Annotated in this window: 24 protein-coding genes; 6 read left to right on the forward strand and 18 right to left on the reverse strand. The window is 37.9% G+C overall.

Annotation, left to right across the window (positions count from 1 at the left end; all coding sequences use genetic code 11):
• The first annotated feature begins 275 nt into the window (after nt 1-275).
• The gene (locus DN410_RS12720; protein ID WP_149176789.1) at nt 276-773 is read left to right on the forward strand and encodes a cytoplasmic protein; all 498 of its coding nucleotides are present in this window, start codon (nt 276-278) and stop codon (nt 771-773) included.
• 45 nt (nt 774-818) lie between these two features.
• On the opposite strand, the gene DN410_RS12725 is transcribed toward DN410_RS12720, so the two are convergent.
• Nucleotides 819-1,127: a YutD family protein gene (locus DN410_RS12725; protein ID WP_140417451.1), complete on the reverse strand. Its 309-nt coding sequence runs from the start codon at nt 1,125-1,127 to the stop codon at nt 819-821.
• A gap of 118 nt (nt 1,128-1,245) precedes the next feature.
• Between DN410_RS12725 and DN410_RS12730 the strand changes: the two genes are divergently transcribed.
• On the forward strand, nt 1,246-1,824 hold the full coding sequence (locus tag DN410_RS12730; RefSeq protein ID WP_149176790.1) for a YhcN/YlaJ family sporulation lipoprotein: 579 nt from the start codon (nt 1,246-1,248) through the stop codon (nt 1,822-1,824).
• Nucleotides 1,825-1,853: 29 nt separating this feature from the next.
• Here the strand turns inward: DN410_RS12730 and DN410_RS12735 are convergent, their stop codons facing one another.
• Nucleotides 1,854-2,588, reverse strand: coding sequence for a MerR family transcriptional regulator (locus DN410_RS12735; RefSeq protein ID WP_149176791.1), 735 nt, complete (start codon nt 2,586-2,588; stop codon nt 1,854-1,856).
• Between the two features lie 100 nt (nt 2,589-2,688).
• Between DN410_RS12735 and DN410_RS12740 the strand changes: the two genes are divergently transcribed.
• On the forward strand, nt 2,689-3,504 hold the full coding sequence (locus DN410_RS12740) for a YhfC family intramembrane metalloprotease (RefSeq protein ID WP_149176922.1): 816 nt from the start codon (nt 2,689-2,691) through the stop codon (nt 3,502-3,504).
• A gap of 203 nt (nt 3,505-3,707) precedes the next feature.
• Here DN410_RS12740 and DN410_RS12745 read toward each other — a convergent pair whose 3' ends face one another.
• The gene (locus tag DN410_RS12745) at nt 3,708-4,106 is read right to left on the reverse strand and encodes a hypothetical protein (protein WP_149176792.1); all 399 of its coding nucleotides are present in this window, start codon (nt 4,104-4,106) and stop codon (nt 3,708-3,710) included.
• A 133-nt stretch (nt 4,107-4,239) separates the two neighbouring features.
• Here DN410_RS12745 and DN410_RS12750 point away from each other — a divergent pair, with 133 nt between their 5' ends.
• The gene (locus tag DN410_RS12750) at nt 4,240-4,794 is read left to right on the forward strand and encodes a histidine phosphatase family protein (RefSeq protein WP_149176793.1); all 555 of its coding nucleotides are present in this window, start codon (nt 4,240-4,242) and stop codon (nt 4,792-4,794) included.
• A gap of 74 nt (nt 4,795-4,868) precedes the next feature.
• Nucleotides 4,869-5,351: a YbaK/EbsC family protein gene (locus DN410_RS12755; protein WP_149176794.1), complete on the forward strand. Its 483-nt coding sequence runs from the start codon at nt 4,869-4,871 to the stop codon at nt 5,349-5,351.
• Nucleotides 5,352-5,369: 18 nt separating this feature from the next.
• Here DN410_RS12755 and lipA read toward each other — a convergent pair whose 3' ends face one another.
• Nucleotides 5,370-6,266: a lipoyl synthase gene (gene lipA, locus DN410_RS12760; protein ID WP_000166369.1), complete on the reverse strand. Its 897-nt coding sequence runs from the start codon at nt 6,264-6,266 to the stop codon at nt 5,370-5,372.
• A gap of 189 nt (nt 6,267-6,455) precedes the next feature.
• Between lipA and DN410_RS12765 the strand changes: the two genes are divergently transcribed.
• Nucleotides 6,456-7,439, forward strand: a complete 984-nt coding sequence (locus tag DN410_RS12765; RefSeq protein ID WP_149176795.1) for a M23 family metallopeptidase — start codon at nt 6,456-6,458, stop codon at nt 7,437-7,439.
• Between the two features lie 36 nt (nt 7,440-7,475).
• On the opposite strand, the gene yunB is transcribed toward DN410_RS12765, so the two are convergent.
• From yunB to DN410_RS12840, 14 genes are all read right to left on the reverse strand, one after another.
• Nucleotides 7,476-8,207, reverse strand: a complete 732-nt coding sequence (yunB, locus tag DN410_RS12770; RefSeq protein ID WP_149176796.1) for a sporulation protein YunB — start codon at nt 8,205-8,207, stop codon at nt 7,476-7,478.
• A gap of 55 nt (nt 8,208-8,262) precedes the next feature.
• The gene (locus tag DN410_RS12775) at nt 8,263-8,565 is read right to left on the reverse strand and encodes a YunC family protein (RefSeq protein ID WP_000248463.1); all 303 of its coding nucleotides are present in this window, start codon (nt 8,563-8,565) and stop codon (nt 8,263-8,265) included.
• Nucleotides 8,566-8,630: 65 nt separating this feature from the next.
• On the reverse strand, nt 8,631-10,046 hold the full coding sequence (locus DN410_RS12780; RefSeq protein WP_370456808.1) for a bifunctional metallophosphatase/5'-nucleotidase: 1,416 nt from the start codon (nt 10,044-10,046) through the stop codon (nt 8,631-8,633).
• Nucleotides 10,047-10,377: 331 nt separating this feature from the next.
• Entirely contained in the window at nt 10,378-10,587 is a 210-nt protein-coding gene (locus DN410_RS27970; protein WP_179958608.1) for a hypothetical protein, read from the reverse strand.
• Nucleotides 10,588-10,939: 352 nt separating this feature from the next.
• Nucleotides 10,940-11,260 (reverse strand): DUF3884 family protein, encoded by a 321-nt coding sequence (locus tag DN410_RS12790; protein WP_149176799.1) that lies wholly within the window; start codon nt 11,258-11,260, stop codon nt 10,940-10,942.
• Between the two features lie 426 nt (nt 11,261-11,686).
• A complete protein-coding gene (gene sufB, locus DN410_RS12800) occupies nt 11,687-13,084 on the reverse strand; it encodes a Fe-S cluster assembly protein SufB (RefSeq protein ID WP_001118827.1) in 1,398 nt (465 codons plus the stop codon).
• A 48-nt stretch (nt 13,085-13,132) separates the two neighbouring features.
• On the reverse strand, nt 13,133-13,564 hold the full coding sequence (sufU, locus tag DN410_RS12805) for a Fe-S cluster assembly sulfur transfer protein SufU (RefSeq protein WP_000009523.1): 432 nt from the start codon (nt 13,562-13,564) through the stop codon (nt 13,133-13,135).
• The gene (gene sufS / locus DN410_RS12810) at nt 13,554-14,774 is read right to left on the reverse strand and encodes a cysteine desulfurase SufS (RefSeq protein ID WP_001020769.1); all 1,221 of its coding nucleotides are present in this window, start codon (nt 14,772-14,774) and stop codon (nt 13,554-13,556) included. Before sufS ends, sufU begins: the two co-directional genes overlap by 11 nt.
• Nucleotides 14,774-16,066 (reverse strand): Fe-S cluster assembly protein SufD, encoded by a 1,293-nt coding sequence (sufD, locus tag DN410_RS12815; protein ID WP_078418196.1) that lies wholly within the window; start codon nt 16,064-16,066, stop codon nt 14,774-14,776. Before sufD ends, sufS begins: the two co-directional genes overlap by 1 nt.
• Nucleotides 16,067-16,081: 15 nt before the next feature.
• The gene (sufC, locus tag DN410_RS12820; protein WP_000929160.1) at nt 16,082-16,867 is read right to left on the reverse strand and encodes a Fe-S cluster assembly ATPase SufC; all 786 of its coding nucleotides are present in this window, start codon (nt 16,865-16,867) and stop codon (nt 16,082-16,084) included.
• 238 nt (nt 16,868-17,105) lie between these two features.
• Nucleotides 17,106-17,912, reverse strand: coding sequence for a methionine ABC transporter substrate-binding lipoprotein MetQ (metQ, locus tag DN410_RS12825; protein WP_000722401.1), 807 nt, complete (start codon nt 17,910-17,912; stop codon nt 17,106-17,108).
• A gap of 72 nt (nt 17,913-17,984) precedes the next feature.
• On the reverse strand, nt 17,985-18,797 hold the full coding sequence (gene metQ / locus DN410_RS12830; RefSeq protein WP_149176801.1) for a methionine ABC transporter substrate-binding lipoprotein MetQ: 813 nt from the start codon (nt 18,795-18,797) through the stop codon (nt 17,985-17,987).
• Between the two features lie 23 nt (nt 18,798-18,820).
• The gene (locus DN410_RS12835; protein ID WP_000359556.1) at nt 18,821-19,486 is read right to left on the reverse strand and encodes a methionine ABC transporter permease; all 666 of its coding nucleotides are present in this window, start codon (nt 19,484-19,486) and stop codon (nt 18,821-18,823) included.
• On the reverse strand, nt 19,479-20,504 hold the full coding sequence (locus DN410_RS12840) for a methionine ABC transporter ATP-binding protein (RefSeq protein ID WP_000601748.1): 1,026 nt from the start codon (nt 20,502-20,504) through the stop codon (nt 19,479-19,481). The genes DN410_RS12835 and DN410_RS12840 overlap by 8 nt, the downstream gene beginning before the upstream one ends.
• Nucleotides 20,505-20,512: the final 8 nt, after the last annotated feature.

The following is a 20,512-nucleotide window of genomic DNA, read 5'->3' on the forward strand; positions in this document are numbered from 1 at the left end:
TGGATAGAAAGGACGTTATCTACGTATGCCAACATTTACTTTGTAATGGACCAGCAATTGGATAGCATTACTCTCAAAAAAGCACCGTGCTTTTTCAAGGGAGTAGTCTGCCCATTCCCATTACAAAGGAGCGTAACGCATCTGTAGTATGATGTTTACGGAGCTTCCTAAGGGAATCTCCTTTTATTTTTGTCTATTTCTCATGCCTTCATACTACAAGACATCCAAATAGCTGTATTACGTTCCTTTGCCACTAATATAAGAGGTGAAGGAAAATGCAGAAAGTACAACTTTCTTGGAGTTTATATGAAAACGAGCAAAATACAATCGAAAAGTATTGTAAAAATTGCAGACGCACTACCCTATTTACCGACACAAATATTCGTAGGCATAACGCCAACGGAAAAAACATATACCGCTTTGCTATTTATAAATGTCCGAAAGATCATACGTGGAATCAAAAGCTTCGTATTTATAAATCATTTACTGATCATGTAGAAACGGTTGATATGCCCTATGAAGATCAAACAGAAACAAGTACTACTATTTCCATTACACAGCATAAAGAAAGTGGCATAATTGAAATCACAATCGTATTAGATATCGTTTTCGGTTCCCACCGAATGGATAAAGCATTATCCACATATATTTCCGACTGGAGCCGTACACGCATTGTGGATAAAATTAAAAACGGGGATATTCAATTGAACGGACAACAAATGAAACCAAATACAATACTTTCTGAAGGCGATCATATCTCGATTTGTTTGTAAGCGAGAATATGCAAAAAATCCTCTTACAATCGTAAGAGGATTTTTTTATTTCTTCACTTTTCGTAATACAAAATGTGCGCAACCGAAGTTACAGTACTCGTATAAATACTCCGATAACGTACTAATTTTCGTATCATATGTCGCACGCTGGTTACTATCATCAAAGAATCCGCGCAATCTAAGTTGCTCATAACCCCAGTCCCCAACGATGTAATCATATTTATTTAAAATTTCTGCATAGCGCTCTTTAAATGCTTCTTCACTAAAACCGTCACGAAAGTTTTTAATTACTTCGTACTGAACATTATTGATGCTCACCGTAGCATGAATCTCTTGCTCTTGCTTTTGCTCCATTATTAACTTCCTCTCTAAGCATTCTTCTTTTTATCGTATCACAAAGCATAACAACCAACAATTTCAAATACAAAAAATTGCAAATTAGTACATGCTATGAAGAAGGAGGTGATACATCGTGAAAAAACAAATTATACTTTCCTTTCTCACTCTTTCCTTATTTGCAGGCTGCCAATCAACGAATAAAGCCGAAATGGAACGCGAAGAAGGAAGTCGTGTTCTTGTTTCCAATAAAAACGACATGTATCATACGGAAAATACAAATACACGGCTCACAAGAGTCGGCTATTCATCTAAGCAAAAGCATGAAGTATCTAACAAACAAGTAGGAGCCATTAACCGTGAGAAAGTCGCTGAAATGATTACAAGCATGACAGTCAAACTTCCTGACGTTACAAACGCTGCTACACTTGTTACCGATGATGAAGTGTTCGTCGTATATCGTGCAAACACAACGGATCAGAAACTCGTAGCAGATCAAGTATATAGAGCTGCTTTGTCCATCGTTCCTCGCTATTATAAAGCATATGTATCAACAGACCAAAAGTTGATTTCTCAAATTCAAGGGCTTCAATCTGGCGCATTAAATGATACAGAATATACACAGAGCCTCGACATGCTAAAACGAGAAATGAGCAAAAATCCTCATTTGAACAATACCGAGAACCAGACTTTGAATGATATGATTAAAAAGTAAAAAAGGGCGGAGATAACCTCCACCCTTTTTTACTTTTTATTACGATCCGCATAAACCTCCATCGCATCACACATAAACTGCGCTAACCCTTCGCCGAACTTATCGATATTTTTCGTAAAGCGCTCATCCGCGACGTACATTTGGCCAAGTCCCTTAAAAGCATCTAAAGAATAGTGACCAAAGTTTTGCAAATAATCGTACCATACTTTAATAGCGGACTGCGCCTCTTTAGAATCAGGTGCTCCGTGTCTAAGCGCCGCTAAATTTCTATAAATATCATTAAACTCTTCTTGCTTCTCTTTTGACATGCCTTTCGCATATTCATTCGCTTTATCTACAGCTGTATCTCCCCATCTTTCACGTGCTTCTTCTTCATATGGGTTATGGCTGAAATCGAATCCTTCAAATTTCTCTTTATTCGTCATTTCAATCTCTCCTTTTGTATGCTGAATGGTTTTATCAATCGTCGCAATCACTTTATCTAACCTGGCTCGCTTTTCAAGAAGCATTTTCTTATGAAGCTGTAGTGCTTCTTCGCGATCAAATGATGGACTCATGATAACTTCTTTAATTTTCTTCAAAGGGAAGCCTAGCTCTTTAAAAAATAAGATTTGTTGCAGCGTCTCTAAATTTTCATTGGAATACAGACGATACCCAGATTCTGTCGTCTCGTCTGGGGTTAACAATCCAATTTCATCGTAATGATGCAGTGTGCGCACACTAATTCCAACTAAATCAGCTACTTCTTTTACTCTCATTGTCATTTGTATCTCCCCCTTAGTACATACGATAAAGTATGACGCAACGTTAGAGTCAATAAGTAAATTCATTTTATTGCTAAAAGTTTCATCTCCCCCACATTTCATGCATAATAGATATGTACATATATTAGAAAGCGGTGAAAGTATGGTTTCAAATACGGTAATTGCCAGCATCACAATTCAGCTTGTTCTTTCGATTCTGGTACCAATTATTGCGCTCGTTTATTTTCGTAAAAAGTATCATATTAGTTGGAAAGTCGTTGGAGTTGGTGTCCTTATCTTTATCGGATTTACCCAAATTCTCGAAACACCATTCCACCTATTTATGCGCGGAAATCCAGCGATAGCTCCATTTCTAGAAAACCCATTTATTTTTGCAATATACGGCGGATTAACTGCTGGTATTTTTGAAGAATTAGGACGCTTCGTTGCCTTTTACTACTTACTAAAAAAATATCAAGAATATAAAGATGGTTTCGCTTATGGAATTGGTCATGGCGGAATAGAGTCCATTTTAATCGGCGGATTCTCTGCTTTGCAAGCACTTATATTTGCGAACTCAATTAACAACGGTAGCTTCGCTCAAATGGTTGAAAAAATGCCAGAGCTCGCTCGTCTACAGGATATGTTAATTCAGCAACCTGCCTATCTATACCTCCTTGGTAGCCTAGAAAGAATTATGGCATTAGTACTGCAAATTGCCTTTACAATGCTTGTTTTATACGCAGTAAAACAGAAGAAGTATATCTTCCTTGTGTACGCTATACTATTCCACGCACTTGTAGACTTCTTCGCGGCACTTTACCAAACGAAAACAATCAACATCTTTGTTGCAGAAGGAATTACCCTTCTCTTCACAATTGGTGCTGTTATTCTTATTCGAAAAATGAAAGAGAAATTAATGAGTGTGCCGGAGTAAAAAATAACCCACCAATTGGTGGGTTATTTTTTACTCCGCACTAACGGGCAGTAGGACTCTCACCTCAAAGTTTGGCCAATTCAGAGAAGTTAGGTGAGAGGTCAACTGCCCGATTGGTTCAACTAATAATCAGTGGACAAATCCCCCACTGATTAAAGTTTCACTTTATAAGGATTGTCGTAATGATGATAACTTTCTCCTCCTTACAGCTCCCTCTTTGTTTCTGCATCTATAACGATGTACTTATGAAACTCTTCTACCTCATTTTGAGTAAAAGAAGCAAAAAAGTACACTTGGCGATCAGGGTGAACGAAAGAACCGTCCATCGTCATTTTACTGTGACAGCCGTCATCTGTTTTTCGCCTAAAAATAAATTCCTCATCGGCCACTTCTTTAAATGAAATTTTTTTACGAACACTATATGCTGCATTGTTGTATTCTTTATAGATTTTCTTATCTAACTGTTTATAAAAAACATCCTCATTTACAAATGACTTATTTCGATTGCTCGGATAATCGAACTTTTGATTGGATTCTGCATATGTTGTGGATAATTGCATGAGAAAACAAATCATGAATACGATACATATCATTTTTTTCATACTGGCACCTCATTTTTCATTATCCACATTACTTTTCCATATATATAAATCAATATGCCGTTTCCAATAAAAAGGAATTTTTTCCGCATTTGTCGAAGTATATAAGCGTCAACTTGAAAGATGGGGATGAATTATGAAGAAACTTATTGTAATACGACATTGTTCCGCAACTGGCCAAGAACGTCATGCCGAATTAACAAACGTAGGAAGAGAACAAGCAAACACCCTTGCTACATTCCTCTTAGAAAATCACATACAAATAAACCATATTATTTCAAGCCCATTTGTCCGAGCTATCGATTCCATTCGGCCCTATGCGCTTCAAGCTAACTTATCTATCCAAGAAGACGAACGGCTAGCTGAACGCATATTAAGCAACGTTCCAATGGATGATTGGTTGCAAAAATTAGAATCCACTTTTACAAACATAGATATTGCCTTCTCAGGCGGAGAGTCAACAAAACAAGCAACAGACCGTGCCATATCGCTTATCCAAGACATTTTAAAACTAGAGCATGACACAACATTACTCGTTACACATGGCAACTTACTTACATTAATTTTAAAGCACTTTGATCATTCCATTGGCTTTCATGAATGGAAAACTTTAACCAATCCGGATATTTACGAAATTATACTAGATGAACAATCTATCATAAAACGCTTATGGGACGTGCCATCCAAGTAATATCCCTTTCCGAAGCATTCAGTTGACGCCGCGAGAAGAGACTGTACTAACAATAGAAAGGGGTAGCGCTCCATATGTACGAAGATGTACTTGCTTTACTACATAAAACAAATGTTTCTTATGAAAAATTCGAACACGAACCAGTACTCGATTATGAGACAGATCGTATTGTACGGGAAAGGCTTGGCTTACGAGGTACTCCAAGTAAAAGCTTATTTTTAAAATCAAAGTCTGGAGATTATTACGTATTTTTTACGTTAGAGGGCTCAAGACTCAACCGAGGAGAGATGAAAGAAATAACAGAAGAAAGCTTATCTCTCTGTTCTCCTGATGAGCTCAGAGAAGAAACTGGCTGTACGCCAGGATGTGTCGCTCCTTTCGGTTATTCACAACATGTAACGATTATTGTGGATCGTGCGATTTATGCTTACGATAAAATTTTAATTACACCTGGTGTACCTGAATTTACAATTGAATTATCCACAGAGGAATTAAAGAAAATCTTATTAACATGCCCGAATACTGTTTTAGAATATAAACAAAAAGAGAGCCAATGATCGGCTCTCTTTTTTTCATTATTTTGCTTCTGCTGTTTTTTCTTTTGCAGAACGAACCTGCTCGTCCGCATGGTAAGAAGAACGCACAAGTGGACCAGCTTCACAGTGGCTAAAGCCTTTGCTAAGTGCAATTTCTTTAAGCTCTGCAAATTCTGCTGGTGGGTAATATTTAAGAACTGGTAAATGCTTCTTAGATGGTTGTAGGTATTGTCCAAGAGTTAAAATATCCACATTGTTTGCACGTAAGTCATCCATTGCTTCAATTAAATCTTCTCTCGTTTCACCTAAGCCCACCATAATGCTCGATTTAGTTGGAATATCAGGCTGCATTTCTTTCGCTCGACGTAAAAACTCTAATGAACGGTCATATTTTGCTCTAGCGCGAACTCGGTCAGATAATCGACGTACCGTTTCAATGTTATGGTTTAAAATATCTGGTTTTGCATCCATTAACATTTTTAAGTTTTCTTCTACTCCACCCATATCAGATGGTAATACTTCGATTGACGTAAATGGATTTTTACGACGTACAGCGCGTACTGTTTCAGCAAAAACAGCTGCTCCCCCGTCTTTTAAATCATCACGTGCAACCGCTGTTATAACAACGTGCTTTAAGCCCATTTGTACTACAGAATCTGCTACGCGTTCTGGTTCTTGTAAATCAAGCTCAGTTGGTAAGCCTGTTTTAACCGCACAAAAACGACAAGCACGTGTACAAACCGCACCTAAAATCATAAATGTTGCTGTTTTTCTTACAGCCCAGCATTCATGAATATTCGGACATTTTGCTTCTTCACAAACTGTATGAAGATTCTTAGAACGCATCATTTTCTTTAAGCCTGTATAGTTTTCATTCGTGTTTAACTTAATTTTCAACCATTCGGGCTTGCGCTTATATTCTGTTTGTTTTGTCATGGTTATCAACTCCGCACAATATGAAATAGTTTACCGTGTTCGCTTCTTTCAATGTAACATATCTATTCTAACGTATGAAAGCGATTTGCTCAAATGAAGATTCTAAGATTTTTTCCAATCGTTCCCTATAATGAAATACTCCGTATATCCCACACTAAAAAGAGTGATGTTGTGAAAGGAGTCTATTTCATGCTTCGAAAAATTTCTCTTTTGCTTTCAATTTGCTTTCTTCTCCACCAAAACATCGCTTACGGTGAAGATAATCAGCAAAGCATTTACGAAAAGCGCATGGCACTATATAAAGAAACCGAGCAATCTTCAGGCATTCCGTGGTATTACTTAGCTGCAATGGATCAATATGAAAGAAATATACGGAGCGTAAGAAAAGATATTCCGAAAAAACCAGATGCCATCATTTCCCTGTATTTCAAACCAGAAATATGGGCTGGACCAGTTAATGATAACGATACTCTCCCCCACGCAATTTCTTTATTTGGCGGGTTGGGTTTAGATGGTGACAAAGATGGATTTGCAAACGCAAATAACGACCGTGATCTTCTGCATACAGCAGCAACAATTTTAAAGAAACAAGGAACGTCAGAAGAACGTATCAAAATCATGCTCTGGGAATATTATAGACGTGCAAAAACAGTCGATTTAATTACCGAATACGCCCAAATTTATAAACAGTATGGACGTATTAATCTAGAAGGAAATGCTTTCCCTCTCCCGATTCGCAGTGACCATAGCTACCGTAGTACTTTCGGTGCTGGAAGAAGTTTTGGCGGGAGACGAGTTCATGAAGGAACCGATATTTTTGCAGGCTATGGCGTACCAGTAAGATCCACTTGCTATGGCATCATTGAAACAAAAGGCTGGAACCGTCTTGGCGGATGGCGCATCGGTATTCGCGACCTGCATAACAATTACCATTATTACGCTCATTTAGGCGGGTTCTCAAAAGAAATACAGCTTGGACAAATTGTCGAGCCCGGAAAAGTAATCGGATTTGTTGGTAGCACCGGTTACGGTCCTCCTGGCACTGCTGGAAAATTCCCACCTCACTTACATTTCGGCATGTATAAAGACAATGGTTATTCAGAATGGGCTTTCGATCCATATATGCATTTAAGTCTGTGGGAACGAAAAGAACGCGCGAATACAAAACGATAACCGTAGCACACTGCTACGGTTATTTTTTATTTATGGCTAACTATCCGTTTTCTTCTTATCTGGTACAACAACACTTCCACTTCCGTAATAAGTAGGCACTTCTCCTTGAACGATACGCGTTGCAATCGGGACATCTTGTTTCACCTTTATTTCTTTCGTATGAAATGGAATAATCACCTGCAATGTTACTTCCATCTCCATAACAATTTGAATCGCTGTCGTATTAATCCCATGTGGCTCAATTTTTTGTTTAATATCCGTATTCACATGACCAATGGTAGTGAAATCAATTGGAATATTTGGTCCTATATTTCCAAGAAGCGCATTATCCGTTACACGCCCAAAAGGAACCGACATCGTTGCCCCATTTTTTTCAGAAAGACCTAGCTCCTTTAAATTGCCTTGCTCTACTTGCTGTAAATATTTTTCTATGTACGTGGTCGTTGACGTTACGATTTCATTTACTTGCTTTGTATTTAAATTAATTGTGGATACTTTCCCGTTTTTATCATTTTGTACTTTCATTAACGAATCGACATCGAACCCTTCATTAATTCTGTCTTTTACTGCCTTCGTCATAACCGCTGTCGCCATTTTATGCGTCTCTACTTCTCCATATTTAATTAATGTCGGCTGAATACTGCTATTCACAATCCATAATCCTTGCACGAGTAATATGACAAAAAGAATAAACGACATAAGCAGTATGTGCCGAAAGGAAATAGGTCCCCTTCGAAACCGCGAATTTTTCGAACGAAATATACTCATAAAAAAAACCTCCTTCTTATATCATTTCTATGCAAGAAGGAGGGACGATATATGCTTATCTCATTTTTAATAATGCTTCTTTTCCGATTGTGCCAGCCGTAATACCTAAAGCTTCGGCTTCAATCGTTACTGATTCTAGCGGTGCTTCAAGAAGTTGTTCAATCGTTCTTACACCAACCGCACGGCCAGCAATAATTCCTCGATCACCTAACTTCTCATTTAAAAGACCTACATCTAATGCACCGCACATAATATATCCTTTATCGCTCATTACAGCTAGCAAATTTGTCTTTGGAAGTTTTACGCTAACCGCAATAAACGTATAATTATCGATTATAATTGGCTCCACATTAACCATAGTTCACACTCCTCTCTTTCTTATCTGTATGACAAGAGAAAAATGAGTGTTACAAGTTAACTAGCCTATAGTTTGACGGAAGATGTATGAGTTATTAACACGTCTGTTAACACATCTCGAAGTAATTCTGGCATATAATATTGTTTGTCAGAAAGTGTGGATAGCTCTGGGTATAAGTATCCGAATGTAAACATATCAATCGTTCCTACCGTATATATACGATCTAACTCCAGCGATTCCCCATTAACTAATACATCTTCCAGTAAAATTTTATTCCCAGGAATCGTGTCTGGAATGACTTCTACACCAGCGTAAATCATTTTCCCCATTACTTTTCCACGAAATCCGAATCCTTTCACCTCAAGATTCTCCATATTCGGGCGGCGTGCTTTCAAAATAACTTCTCTTAGCGTTTTCCCTGGCACTTTTAATAAACATGGATTAATCGGATGTGGACAAATTCTGTGAATATCTCCGCGCGTCACAACACCTTCTTCTAATCCTTCAAGAAGTACACCAGCGTTCACCATTCCAATCTCTGCACCGCACCATGTTTTCAGTGCATTTGCTAACATGTGCGCAAACGTCGTCTCCTGAAACCAATCAACCGGTAATGATTCTTTTAAATGAACGACAGGCTCTGCCATTATATGTTTACTTTCCTCCTGCAGCACTTCAATTGTGGATAACGGTTTGCTATAAGCACCTAACCGTTCTGTCTTAATCGCTCTACCGTCCTTTTTCAACAGCTTCTTCGTCTCTTTATCCACAGTAAGCTGCACGTGACCAACGTAACGTCCCCACTTTTCACAACAACAAAGCAAAGTATTATTCACAAGAACGCCTCGCTCAAATAAATGATGCGTATGTGCTCCTAAAATAACATCTATATCATAATGCTCTGCCATATACTCGTCCATGCTTTTTCCAAGGTGAGAAAGGACAACTGTAATATGAGCCTCATCTTTCACTTCTTCTAAAATGGATTCTAAATGCTCGATTGGATCTTCAATGTGCCAGTCTAACATTTGATAAAACTCGGGATATGCTACCGTTAATCCAATAAAAGCAATCGTAATCCCATCTGTCGTTGTATGTAATTTATAAGGCTTTGCCCATGCTGGACGTATACCTTCTTTTTCAAATAAATTCGCAACGAGCACCTCAAATCCAGCATCATCATATAGACGATTCAAATGCTCCTTCGCTAACGTAATACCTTCATTATTTCCGATCGTTACATAATCATATAACGCCTCATTTAAAAGCTTCGTATTACCAAGTCCATTCGTCGCTTCCGAAATACTATGAAAACGATCCACATGATCGCCGATATCTACAGTTAAAACGGTCTCTCCCGCTTCCTGTCTTCGCTTTTTCTCTCCTTGTACAAACCGAGAAATTTGCGGCCAATTTTCAAAATGACTATGTATATCGTTTGTATGATAAAGGTGGATGATTGTTTCTTTATTTATATTCAGAGAAAAAACCTCCTCTCAGTTCCTTACTGCCATTTACGCTACACGTACGCAATAATCCTGTAAATACTTTTCGTCTTTTCTTGCTATTTTACATTGTACTCGCATTATGAGAAAAAGCAAAAGATTGCCCTTTTCATATGAGAAACTTTCTTTTTTTTAGTTGGTGGAGTTGGATAGGGTAAGATGGATTTGTCGGAAAGTTTATTTGGTGGATTCATGATAGATAATTAGTGCGTTCTTTGGAGATTTTTCACTGGATTTGTCAGTATCTTTGCCCCACTTACTTCAAGTTGGCCGCTTTATGTATAGGTGCTCCTCTTTTATCTAAATATTAAAGGGTATTTGCCCGCTCCGCTATGTCATAATTTGTTGATAAGTCGATATTTCTTGTCGAATCGTCGATATATTGAAATAATCGCTGATATATTCCGAGTTGTGGTCGATATATTTGAAAAATCGTTGATATATTTAGTTGAACACCCGCCCGGGTATCATCTTCTCTTCCCGTCTCATCTCGATCCGGCACGAGCTCACACAACATAAAGAAAGTGCCCTGCACAGCAGGGCACTTTCTTCATACATATATTATCCAATAGAACTTTCCATCTCAAAATTTTTTAATTCAAGGTTCATCCCTATGCAAATTCCTTATAAATTAAAAGATTTGCGTAGGTACTTTTCGTAATATTTCATAGGTTTTCATGCTTTTGAGGACAAATTGAGAGCATAACTTTTTCAATATGGTATTTATCCTCACTCTAGATTAAATTTTGGAAAGTTCAACAAACGAAAATGCGGTAGAAGGGTTTGTCCACTCTCTTGATGTAGTACCAAATATTTTAAAGCACATTAAGAACAAACTGTGCAGCACTAAAAGTATAAAAACGAGCATTCTAGAGAGAATCTCTCCATCCTGGTGACATGAAGTTAAATCCGATACCACCAATAGATATTATTACATTATCAACTGTTAATTTTGTAATTTCAAAAAACTGCTTTTCAAACTCTCCTCTGTTGTACTTGTACATAGGTGAATGGCACGACCATATTTGCGTTGAAGTATCCAACCAATCCCCTAATTCCTTTAATTTAGGGAACGACTCAAATTGAATTGGGGCATCCAAGTTTATGAATCTTACTTGATAGATAGTTGGGTTTAACTTTTCTCCTAGCCCTTTAAGACCATGTGCTTTTTTCTGATTTGAATGTGTCATAATAACTCCCCCATCCTTCTTTTTCAATTTTTAAATTCAGGAATTTTTTCCTTATTTTAATTATACAACAAAAGGAAAAAATTAGGAGGAGAAAAGGGAGATGATTACGGCTACCTTCCGCAAATGTGGTAATAAGTAGGAATATAGAATTCGTTACTATAACCAAAATAGAAAGCGTAGAGAAAAGTAAAGAGGTGGAGTTAATACTAAGAAAGAAGCATGAATTGGAGCAGAGCAAATATCAAATACGTTTCTGAACGTCTTGGACATACTTTAATAAAAATAAAAGCCGACACATATTTGCATATCACCAAGAAAATCGAAGCTGATTCCATGCAAATGTATGTCGACTATATGAAATAATAAAATCGAGGCAAGGGGCTATTTTCGCTCCCCTAGCCTTCGATTCCCCTTGTACATAAAGGTTTAACCGATAGAACCTTCCATCTCAAACTTGATTAGACGGTTCATTTCAACTGCGTATTCCATTGGAAGTTCGCGAGTGAATGGCTCGATGAAGCCCATTACGATCATTTCTGTAGCTTCTTGCTCAGAAATACCGCGGCTCATTAGGTAGAATAATTGTTCTTCTGATACTTTTGATACTTTCGCTTCGTGCTCAAGTGAAACGTAATCGTTTTTGATTTCGTTGTAAGGAATTGTATCAGATGTAGATTGGTTATCCATGATTAACGTGTCACACTCGATGTTAGAGCGAGAGTTTTTCGCTTTTGGTCCGAAGTGTACGATACCACGGTAAGTTACTTTACCACCATGCTTCGCAATCGATTTAGAAACGATTGTTGAAGACGTGTTTGGTGCTAAGTGAATCATTTTCGCACCAGCATCTTGGTGTTGGCCTTTACCAGCAATCGCGATAGATAATGTTAAACCACGAGCGCCTTCGCCTTTTAAGATAACTGCTGGGTATTTCATCGTTAATTTAGATCCGATGTTACCGTCAATCCATTCCATCGTTGCGTTTTCTTCACAAACCGCACGTTTTGTAACTAGGTTGTATACGTTGTTCGCCCAGTTTTGGATTGTTGTATAACGGCAATATGCATCTTTCTTAATGATGATTTCTACTACCGCACTGTGAAGTGAGTTAGTAGTGTAAACAGGTGCTGTACAACCTTCTACGTAGTGTACGTGTGCGCCTTCGTCTACGATGATAAGCGTACGCTCGAATTGTCCCATATTTTCAGAGTTAATACGGAAATACGCTTGAAGTGGTGTATCAACTTTCACACCTTTTGGAACGTAGATGAATGATCCACCAGACCAAACTGCAGAGTTTAATGCAGAGAATTTGTTGTCTGTTGGTGGGATTACTTTTCCGAAATGCTCACGGAAAATATCTTCGTTCTCTTTTAATGCGCTGTCTGTATCTTTAAATACGATTCCTAGAGCTTCTAGGTCTTCCTTCATGTTGTGGTAAACAACTTCAGATTCGTACTGTGCAGATACACCAGCTAAATATTTTTGCTCTGCTTCTGGAATACCTAATTTATCAAATGTCGCTTTAATTTCATCAGGTACTTCATCCCAAGACTTCTCAGATTTCTCAGATGGTTTTACGTAGTACGTAATTTCATCGAAATCTAAGTCGTTTAAGTCGCCGCCCCATTGTGGCATTGGCATTTCGTAGAATTTATCCAGTGATTTTAAACGGAAGTCTAACATCCACTGTGGTTCTTCTTTCATACGTGAAATCTCTTCAACGATTTCTTTTGTTAAACCGCGTCCAGCACGGAAAATCGAAACGTCTTTGTCTTTGAAACCATATTTATAATCGCCGATATCTGGCAGTTGCTTCGCCATGTTGGTGTGTCCCTCCTTAGATAACCTCGTTTTTAGGAACCTTTAACATTACTTGTCTTCGTTTAAGCCCTTTTCTAACGCTTTCCACGCTAATGTTGCACATTTAATACGTGCAGGGAACTTACATACGCCTTGTAATGCTTCAATATCTCCTAAATCGATGCTGTCATCGTACTCTTTTCCTAGCATCATGTCAGAGAAAATTTTAGAAAGCTGAAGCGCCTCTTCAATTTTCTTACCTTTTACTGCTTGTGTCATCATTGAAGCTGAAGACATTGAGATAGAACATCCTTCTCCTTCAAACTTCGCTTCTTGCACAATACCTTCTTCTACTTTCATCGTAAGTTGAATACGATCGCCGCAAGTTGGATTGTTCAAGTTAACTGTAACACTATCTTCTAACACGCCATGGTTACGAGGATTTTTGTAATGATCCATAATAACTTGACGATATAACGTATCTAAATTATTAAATGACATTTGTGAAATACTCCTTTGTCTTGATTAGCGATTCAACAAATGTATCAATTTCTTCTTTTGTATTATATAAATAGAAGCTCGCACGTGCTGTTGAAGAAGCCTTCAGCCACTTCATAAGCGGTTGTGCACAGTGGTGTCCTGCGCGAACCGCAATACCTTCTACATCTAATACTGTCGCTACATCATGAGGATGTACGTCTTCAATATTAAATGTAACAAGACCAGCGCGATGCTTTGGACCATAAATTGTAACGCCATCTACTTCTGATAGTCTTTCTAGAGCGTATTGCGCTAATTCATGCTCATGCTTTTCAATATTATGAAGACCGATTTCTTCTAGGAAATCAATTGCCGCACCAAGTCCGATTGCATTACCGATAATCGGTGTACCTGCTTCGAACTTCCACGGAAGCTCTTTCCAAGTAGATTCTTGTAAATCTACGAAATCAATCATTTCACCACCAAATTCAATTGGCTCCATATTGTTCAGCAATTCTTTTTTACCATATAATACGCCGATACCTGTAGGTCCGCACATCTTATGAGCAGATAGTGCGTAGAAATCACAGTTTAAATCTTGTACATCCACTTTCATGTGAGGTGTACTTTGTGCACCGTCAACGACCATAATTGCGCCATTTTCATGTGCGATTGCTCCGATTTCTTTTACAGGGTTAATCGTTCCAAGTACGTTTGATACTTGCATAATAGAAACGATTTTTGTATTCGGTGTAACTGTTTGACGAACATCTTCTAAAGAAATTGTACCGTCTGGTTGAAGCGGAAGGTATTTTAAAGTTGCACCTGTTTTCTTCGCAACTTGCTGCCACGGAATGATGTTACTATGGTGCTCCATGTAAGAAATAACGATTTCATCGCCTTCTTTTACATTTTCAAGACCATAGCTAGCCGCTACTGTATTTAATGCAGTTGTCGTACCGCGCGTGAAAATAATCTCTTCCATTGATTTCGCATTGATGAACTTGCGAACTTTCTCACGTGCACCTTCATACGCGTCGGTAGCTTTCGTACCGAGCGTATGAACACCGCGATGCACGTTAGAATTGTATTCTTTATAGTAACGTTCTAACGTTTCAATGACTTGAATTGGTTTTTGAGAAGTTGCTGCACTATCGAAATAAACAAGTTGTTTGCCGTTCACTTTTTGATCAAGAATTGGAAACTGTTTGCGTATTTCATGAATATTCATTAGCGAACTTTCCTTTCAATTACCTCAACAAGCTGTGCCTTTACTCCTTCAATTGGAAGCTCATTAACTACAGGTGCTAAGAATCCATGGATGACTAAACGTTCTGCTTCGCGTTTTGGAATACCACGGCTCATTAGGTAGTATAGTTGGACTGGATCTACGCGACCTACTGAAGCTGCGTGACCTGCCATTACATCATCTTCGTCAATTAAAAGAATTGGGTTTGCATCCCCACGAGCTTTCTCATCTAACATAAGAACGCGAGAAGATTGTTGTGCATTTGATTTAGATGCACCGTGCTCAATCTTACCAATTCCGTTAAAGATAGATGTTGCACTATCTTTTTGTACACCGTGTTTTAAAATCCAACCTTCAGAGTGTTTACCGAAGTGAACAACTTTAGTTGTAAAGTTTTGTGTTTGGTTACCACGGCCAATTGTTACTGTTTTCGTATCAGCATATGAACCGTCGCCCATTAAGTTTGTAACGTTCTCTGAAATTGTGTTTCCGTCATTCATAAGGCCTAGAGCCCAATCAATACGGCCGTCGCGTCCTACTGTGCCGCGGCGGTTAACGTAAGTTGTTACGTCTTTTGCTAATAGATCAACCGCACCGAATTTCACTTGTGCGCCTTGTTCCACGATTACTTCTGCTACGATATTTGCAATACCTTTAGCATTTTCATTTGCAACGTAGTTTTCTACATAAGTTGCAGTACTGTTCGCATCAGCTACGAATAATACGTGGTTATATACGTTAGCTTCTTCGCCGTCTACTAAGAATACAGCTTGAAGTGGAGTTTCAAGAACAACGTTTTTCGGAACATATACGAATGCACCGCCGTTGATTAATGCAGCATGAAGTGCAGTTAGACGATGCTCGTCTACCTTCACGCCGTCTTTCATTAAGTACTTTTGTACTAGTTCAGCATGCTCAGTTGCAGCTGTTACGATATCTGTAAAAATAACACCTTTTTCTTTTGCTTCGTCTGCTAAAGAAACGAATGCAGTTGTACCAGTACGTTGCACTAATACGCTGTTATTTTCATCGATTAAATTTTTCACTGCTTCTGGAAGCTCTGTTAAAGAACTTACAGGCTCTTGCTTAGCAGCGTCGCCTTTTCCGATAAAGTCCCATTTTTCAATTTTCGTTTTATCAGGCGTTGGCATTGGAAGTTCAGTTGCTTGTGCAAGAGCTTGTAAGCGGAACTCAGTCAACCAAGCAGCTTCGTTTACTTCGCTTGCGCGTTGACGGATTGTTTCTTGATCGAAAGGTAATGTACCGATTGTCATGTTTATGCTCCTCTCTTACGCTTCTTGCTCTGTTGTTTCGTCTTCAATACCTAATTCTTTTTTAATCCAGTCATAACCTTCAGCTTCTAGACGTTGTGCAAGCTCAGGACCACCAGATTTAACGATACGACCGTTCATCATAACGTGAACGAAGTCTGGAGTGATGTAGTTTAATAAACGTTGGTAATGCGTAATCATTAGGCAACCGAACTCTTCACCGCGCATTTCGTTAATACCTTTAGATACAACTTTTAATGCATCGATATCAAGACCTGAGTCGATTTCGTCTAAGATTGCGATTTTTGGCTCAATCATCATTAATTGAAGAATTTCGTTACGTTTTTTCTCTCCACCAGAGAAACCTTCGTTTAAGTAACGTTGTGCCATTTCTGGATCCATTTCTAGGAATTCCATGTTTTTATCTAAAGTACGGATAAATTTCATAAGAGAAATTTCATCGCCTTCTTCACGACGTGCGTTAATTGCAGAACGTAAGAAGTCAGCGTTTGTTACTCCGCTAATTTCACTTGGATATTGCATTGCTAGGAATAGACCTGCTTGCGCGCGCTCGTCTACTTCCATTTCTAATACATCTTCACCGTCGATGATGATGCTACCTTCTGTTACTTCATACTTTGGGTGACCCATAATTGCAGAAGATAAAGTTGATTTACCTGTTCCGTTAGGTCCCATAATTGCGTGGATTTCTCCACCTTTTACTTCAAGGTTTACACCTTTTAAAATTTCTTTGCCATCAATTGATACGTGTAAGTCTTTAACCGTTAATGTAGAACCAGCCATCTCAATACCTCCATTAATCCTATATATACATTTTAAAAATTCCTAAAACGTTCATATTCTCATTTTATTCTCATTCTAATTTTATATCAAATAAAATGATATCGCAAACGACGAAAAAAAGTAACAATTTTTTCACAAATGTATATAAGTATTTCCTTCACATCTTTCTATGATACACCTTTCTTCTTATTTATATAAAGAAAAAAGGACTGGTAATTTTCCAGTCCTTTCCTTATATTTATTCACTTACTGGAAGTACAGCACCTTTATATTCTTTATTAATAAAATCTTGAATTTCTTTTGAATGCAGTACTTCTACTAGCTCTTTAATTTCTTTTTTCTTCTCGTCACCTTTACGAACTGCAATAATATTTGCATACGGAGAGTCTGATCCTTCAATGGCAATTGCATCCTTTGTTGGATTTAATTTCGCATCAATTGCATAGTTTGAATTAATAAATAAAGCGTCTCCCTCATTATTTTCATATAGCTTCGGTGAAAGTCCAGGCTCAACATCTGTTTTAAACTTTAAGTTTTTCGGGTTTTCTACAACATCTTTTACTGTTGCTTTAACAACATCTACTCCGTCTTTTAATTTAATAACGCCGCCTTTTTGTAACAGTGCTAGCATACGGCCACGCTCCGCTACGTTATTACTCATAATCACTGTCCCGCCATCTGGTAAGTCTTTTAAGCTTTTATATTTCTTAGAATAAATACCCATTGGCTCTAAATGGATTTTTCCTGCGTTTACAATTTTATATCCTTTTTCTTGAATTTCTTTATCTAAATACGGAATGTGCTGGAAGTAGTTCGCATCAATTTCCTTATCCGCTAACGCTTTATTCGGCAACACATAATCTTGGAATTTTTTAATTTCTAATTTAATACCCTTTTTCTCTAATATCGGCTGTGCCTTTTCTAAAATAACAGCGTGCGGCACGTTAGAAGCTCCCACAACAAGCTTATTCTCCTCTTTCCCTCCGCAAGCAGCTAATGTAAATACAGACAGCGCTGTAACAACTGACAATAGAATCTTTTTCATATGATGTCCCCTTCTCCCTTATAGTTATGTAGTTATAAAAAGGGCCGGCATACACCAGCCCTTTCACAGCAATTATTCTTTTACAGGAACAACTGCCCCTTTATATTCTTTATTAATGAAGTCTTCAATTTCTTTAGAATGTAATACTTCTACAAGAGCTTTAATTTCTTTTTTATCTTTATCGCCTTTACGAACAGCTACTACGTTTGCGTATGGTGAATCATTACTTTCAATCGCAATTGCATCTTTTTCTGGATTTAACTTCGCATCAATTGCATAGTTCGAGTTAATTAAAACAGCATCGCCCTCTTTATTGTTATACACTTGCGGTAATAAACCAGGCTCAATATCTGTTTTGAATTTTAAGTTTTTCGGATTATCCGCGATATCTTTTGGAGTTGCTTTAACCGGATCTACTCCATCTTTAATTTTTAAAATGCCTTCTTTTTGTAAAATTGCTAAACCACGTCCATGGTCAGCAACAGAATTACTCATAATAATTGTCGCTCCGTCTGGAAGCTCTTTTAAGCTCTTATATTTTTGAGAGTATACGCCAATTGGTTCTAAATGAATTTTTCCTGCTACTTCAAAATCATATTTTTTATCTTTAATTTCTTTTTCTAAATACGGAATGTGCTGGAAGTAGTTCGCATCAATTTCCTTATCCGCTAACGCTTTATTTGGCAACACGTAATCTTGGAATTTTTTCACTTCTAATTCAATTCCTTTTTTCTCAAGTAACGGTTTTGCCTTTTCTAAAATTTCAGCGTGCGGTACGTTAGAAGCACCAACAACAAGTTTCTTTTCATCTTTATCTTTCCCGCCACAAGCAGCTAACCCAAAAATTGAAGTTGTAATAAGTGCTGTAAGTAATAACTTTTTCATTTGAAACATCCTCCCGTTTTTTATTATCGTTTATCTATTCGAGTCGTTACACGATCACCAATCCACTGAATGAAAAATACAACTAGTAATACACAAATTGTCGCAACGATTGTTACATCGTTATTTCCTCGTTGGAATCCTTCTAAATAAGCAAGTGTTCCAAGGCCACCAGCACCAACAACTCCCGCCATTGCTGTATAGCCTACTAAAGCAATTGTCGTAACCGTAATACCAGATACTAATGCTGGTAACGATTCTGGAATCAATACTTTTAAAATAATTGTGCTCGTTTTTGCCCCCATTGCTTTTGAAGCTTCAATTACACCTTTATCAATTTCGCGAAGTGCAATTTCAACCATTCTTGCATAAAATGGTGCCGCTCCGATGATTAAAGCTGGCAAAGCAGCACTCGCTCCAAGAATTGTTCCAAGCAGAATCTTCGTGAATGGGATTAATAAAATGATTAAAATGATGAACGGTATAGAACGGAATATGTTTACGAACGCTCCAATTGCCGTGTTAACCGCTTTGTTTTCCCATAAATTATCTTTCGCTGTCATAAAGAGTAACAATCCTAAAATGAGTCCTAAAACAAATGTGGCAAGAGCTGCGATTGCCGTCATATATAACGTTTCTCCAGTTGCTTCTAACATTTGATTCCAATCAACATTTGTGAGTAACTTATCCATGTGCAATCACCTCCAGCTCTACTTGATCTTGATGAATTCCTTCTATTGCTTGCTGGATCGCTGTTTCCTCACCATTTAAATGAACGACTAAACTACCGTAAGAGCCATTATTCGTTTGTGCGATATTGCCCTGCAAAATGCTTACTTCTATATCACTGCGCTGCATTAATCTTTGAAGCACTGGTCTTTCTACAGCCTCACCGATAAACTGCAAGCGAATTACTTTTCCATCTGGATATTTTTCAATTAAACTTTCAATCGTTTCATTTGTATCTTCAGAATCCGTTAACTGTTGTACAAAGCGTTTCGTAATGTCCTGCTGCGGATTACGGAATACGTCAAGTACTGGACCCGTTTCTACAATCTTTCCTCTCTCCATTACCGCAACGCGATTACAAATCTTTCGAATTACATGCATCTCATGTGTAATAAGTACAATTGTTAAACCGAGACGCTTATTAATATCTAATAATAAATCTAAAATTTGATCTGTCGTTTCTGGATCAAGAGCTGACGTCGCTTCATCACATAAAAGTACTTGCGGATTGTTAGCTAATGCTCTTGCAATACCAACGCGTTGCTTTTGCCCTCCGCTCAGCTGAGATGGATACGCATCTCCTCTTCCTTCTAATCCAACAAGATGAATTAACTCATCAACACGTTTTCTTCTCTTTTCCTTATCGACGCCTGCAATCTCAAGTGGAAATGCAATATTTTCACGTACAGTTCGTGACCAAAGTAAGTTGAAGTGCTGAAAAATCATTCCGATTTCTTGCCTTGCCTTACGAAGTTCGCTTCCTGTAATTGCTGAAATGACACGATTTGCAATTGTAATTTGGCCAGAAGTTGGTTTCTCCAGCTGATTGAACAATCTAATTAAAGAACTTTTTCCAGCGCCACTATATCCGATAACACCAAATATTTCACCTTTATCTATTTTTAAATTGGCATTATCTACAGCAGTGACATCACCGCTTTTTGCTTTATATATTTTCTTTACATTTTCTAATAAGATCATGATGTTCA

The sequence above is a fragment of the Bacillus sp. SH5-2 genome (genome assembly GCF_008368905.1).
In the GTDB taxonomy this organism is placed as follows: Bacteria; Bacillota; Bacilli; order Bacillales; family Bacillaceae_G; genus Bacillus_A; species Bacillus_A luti.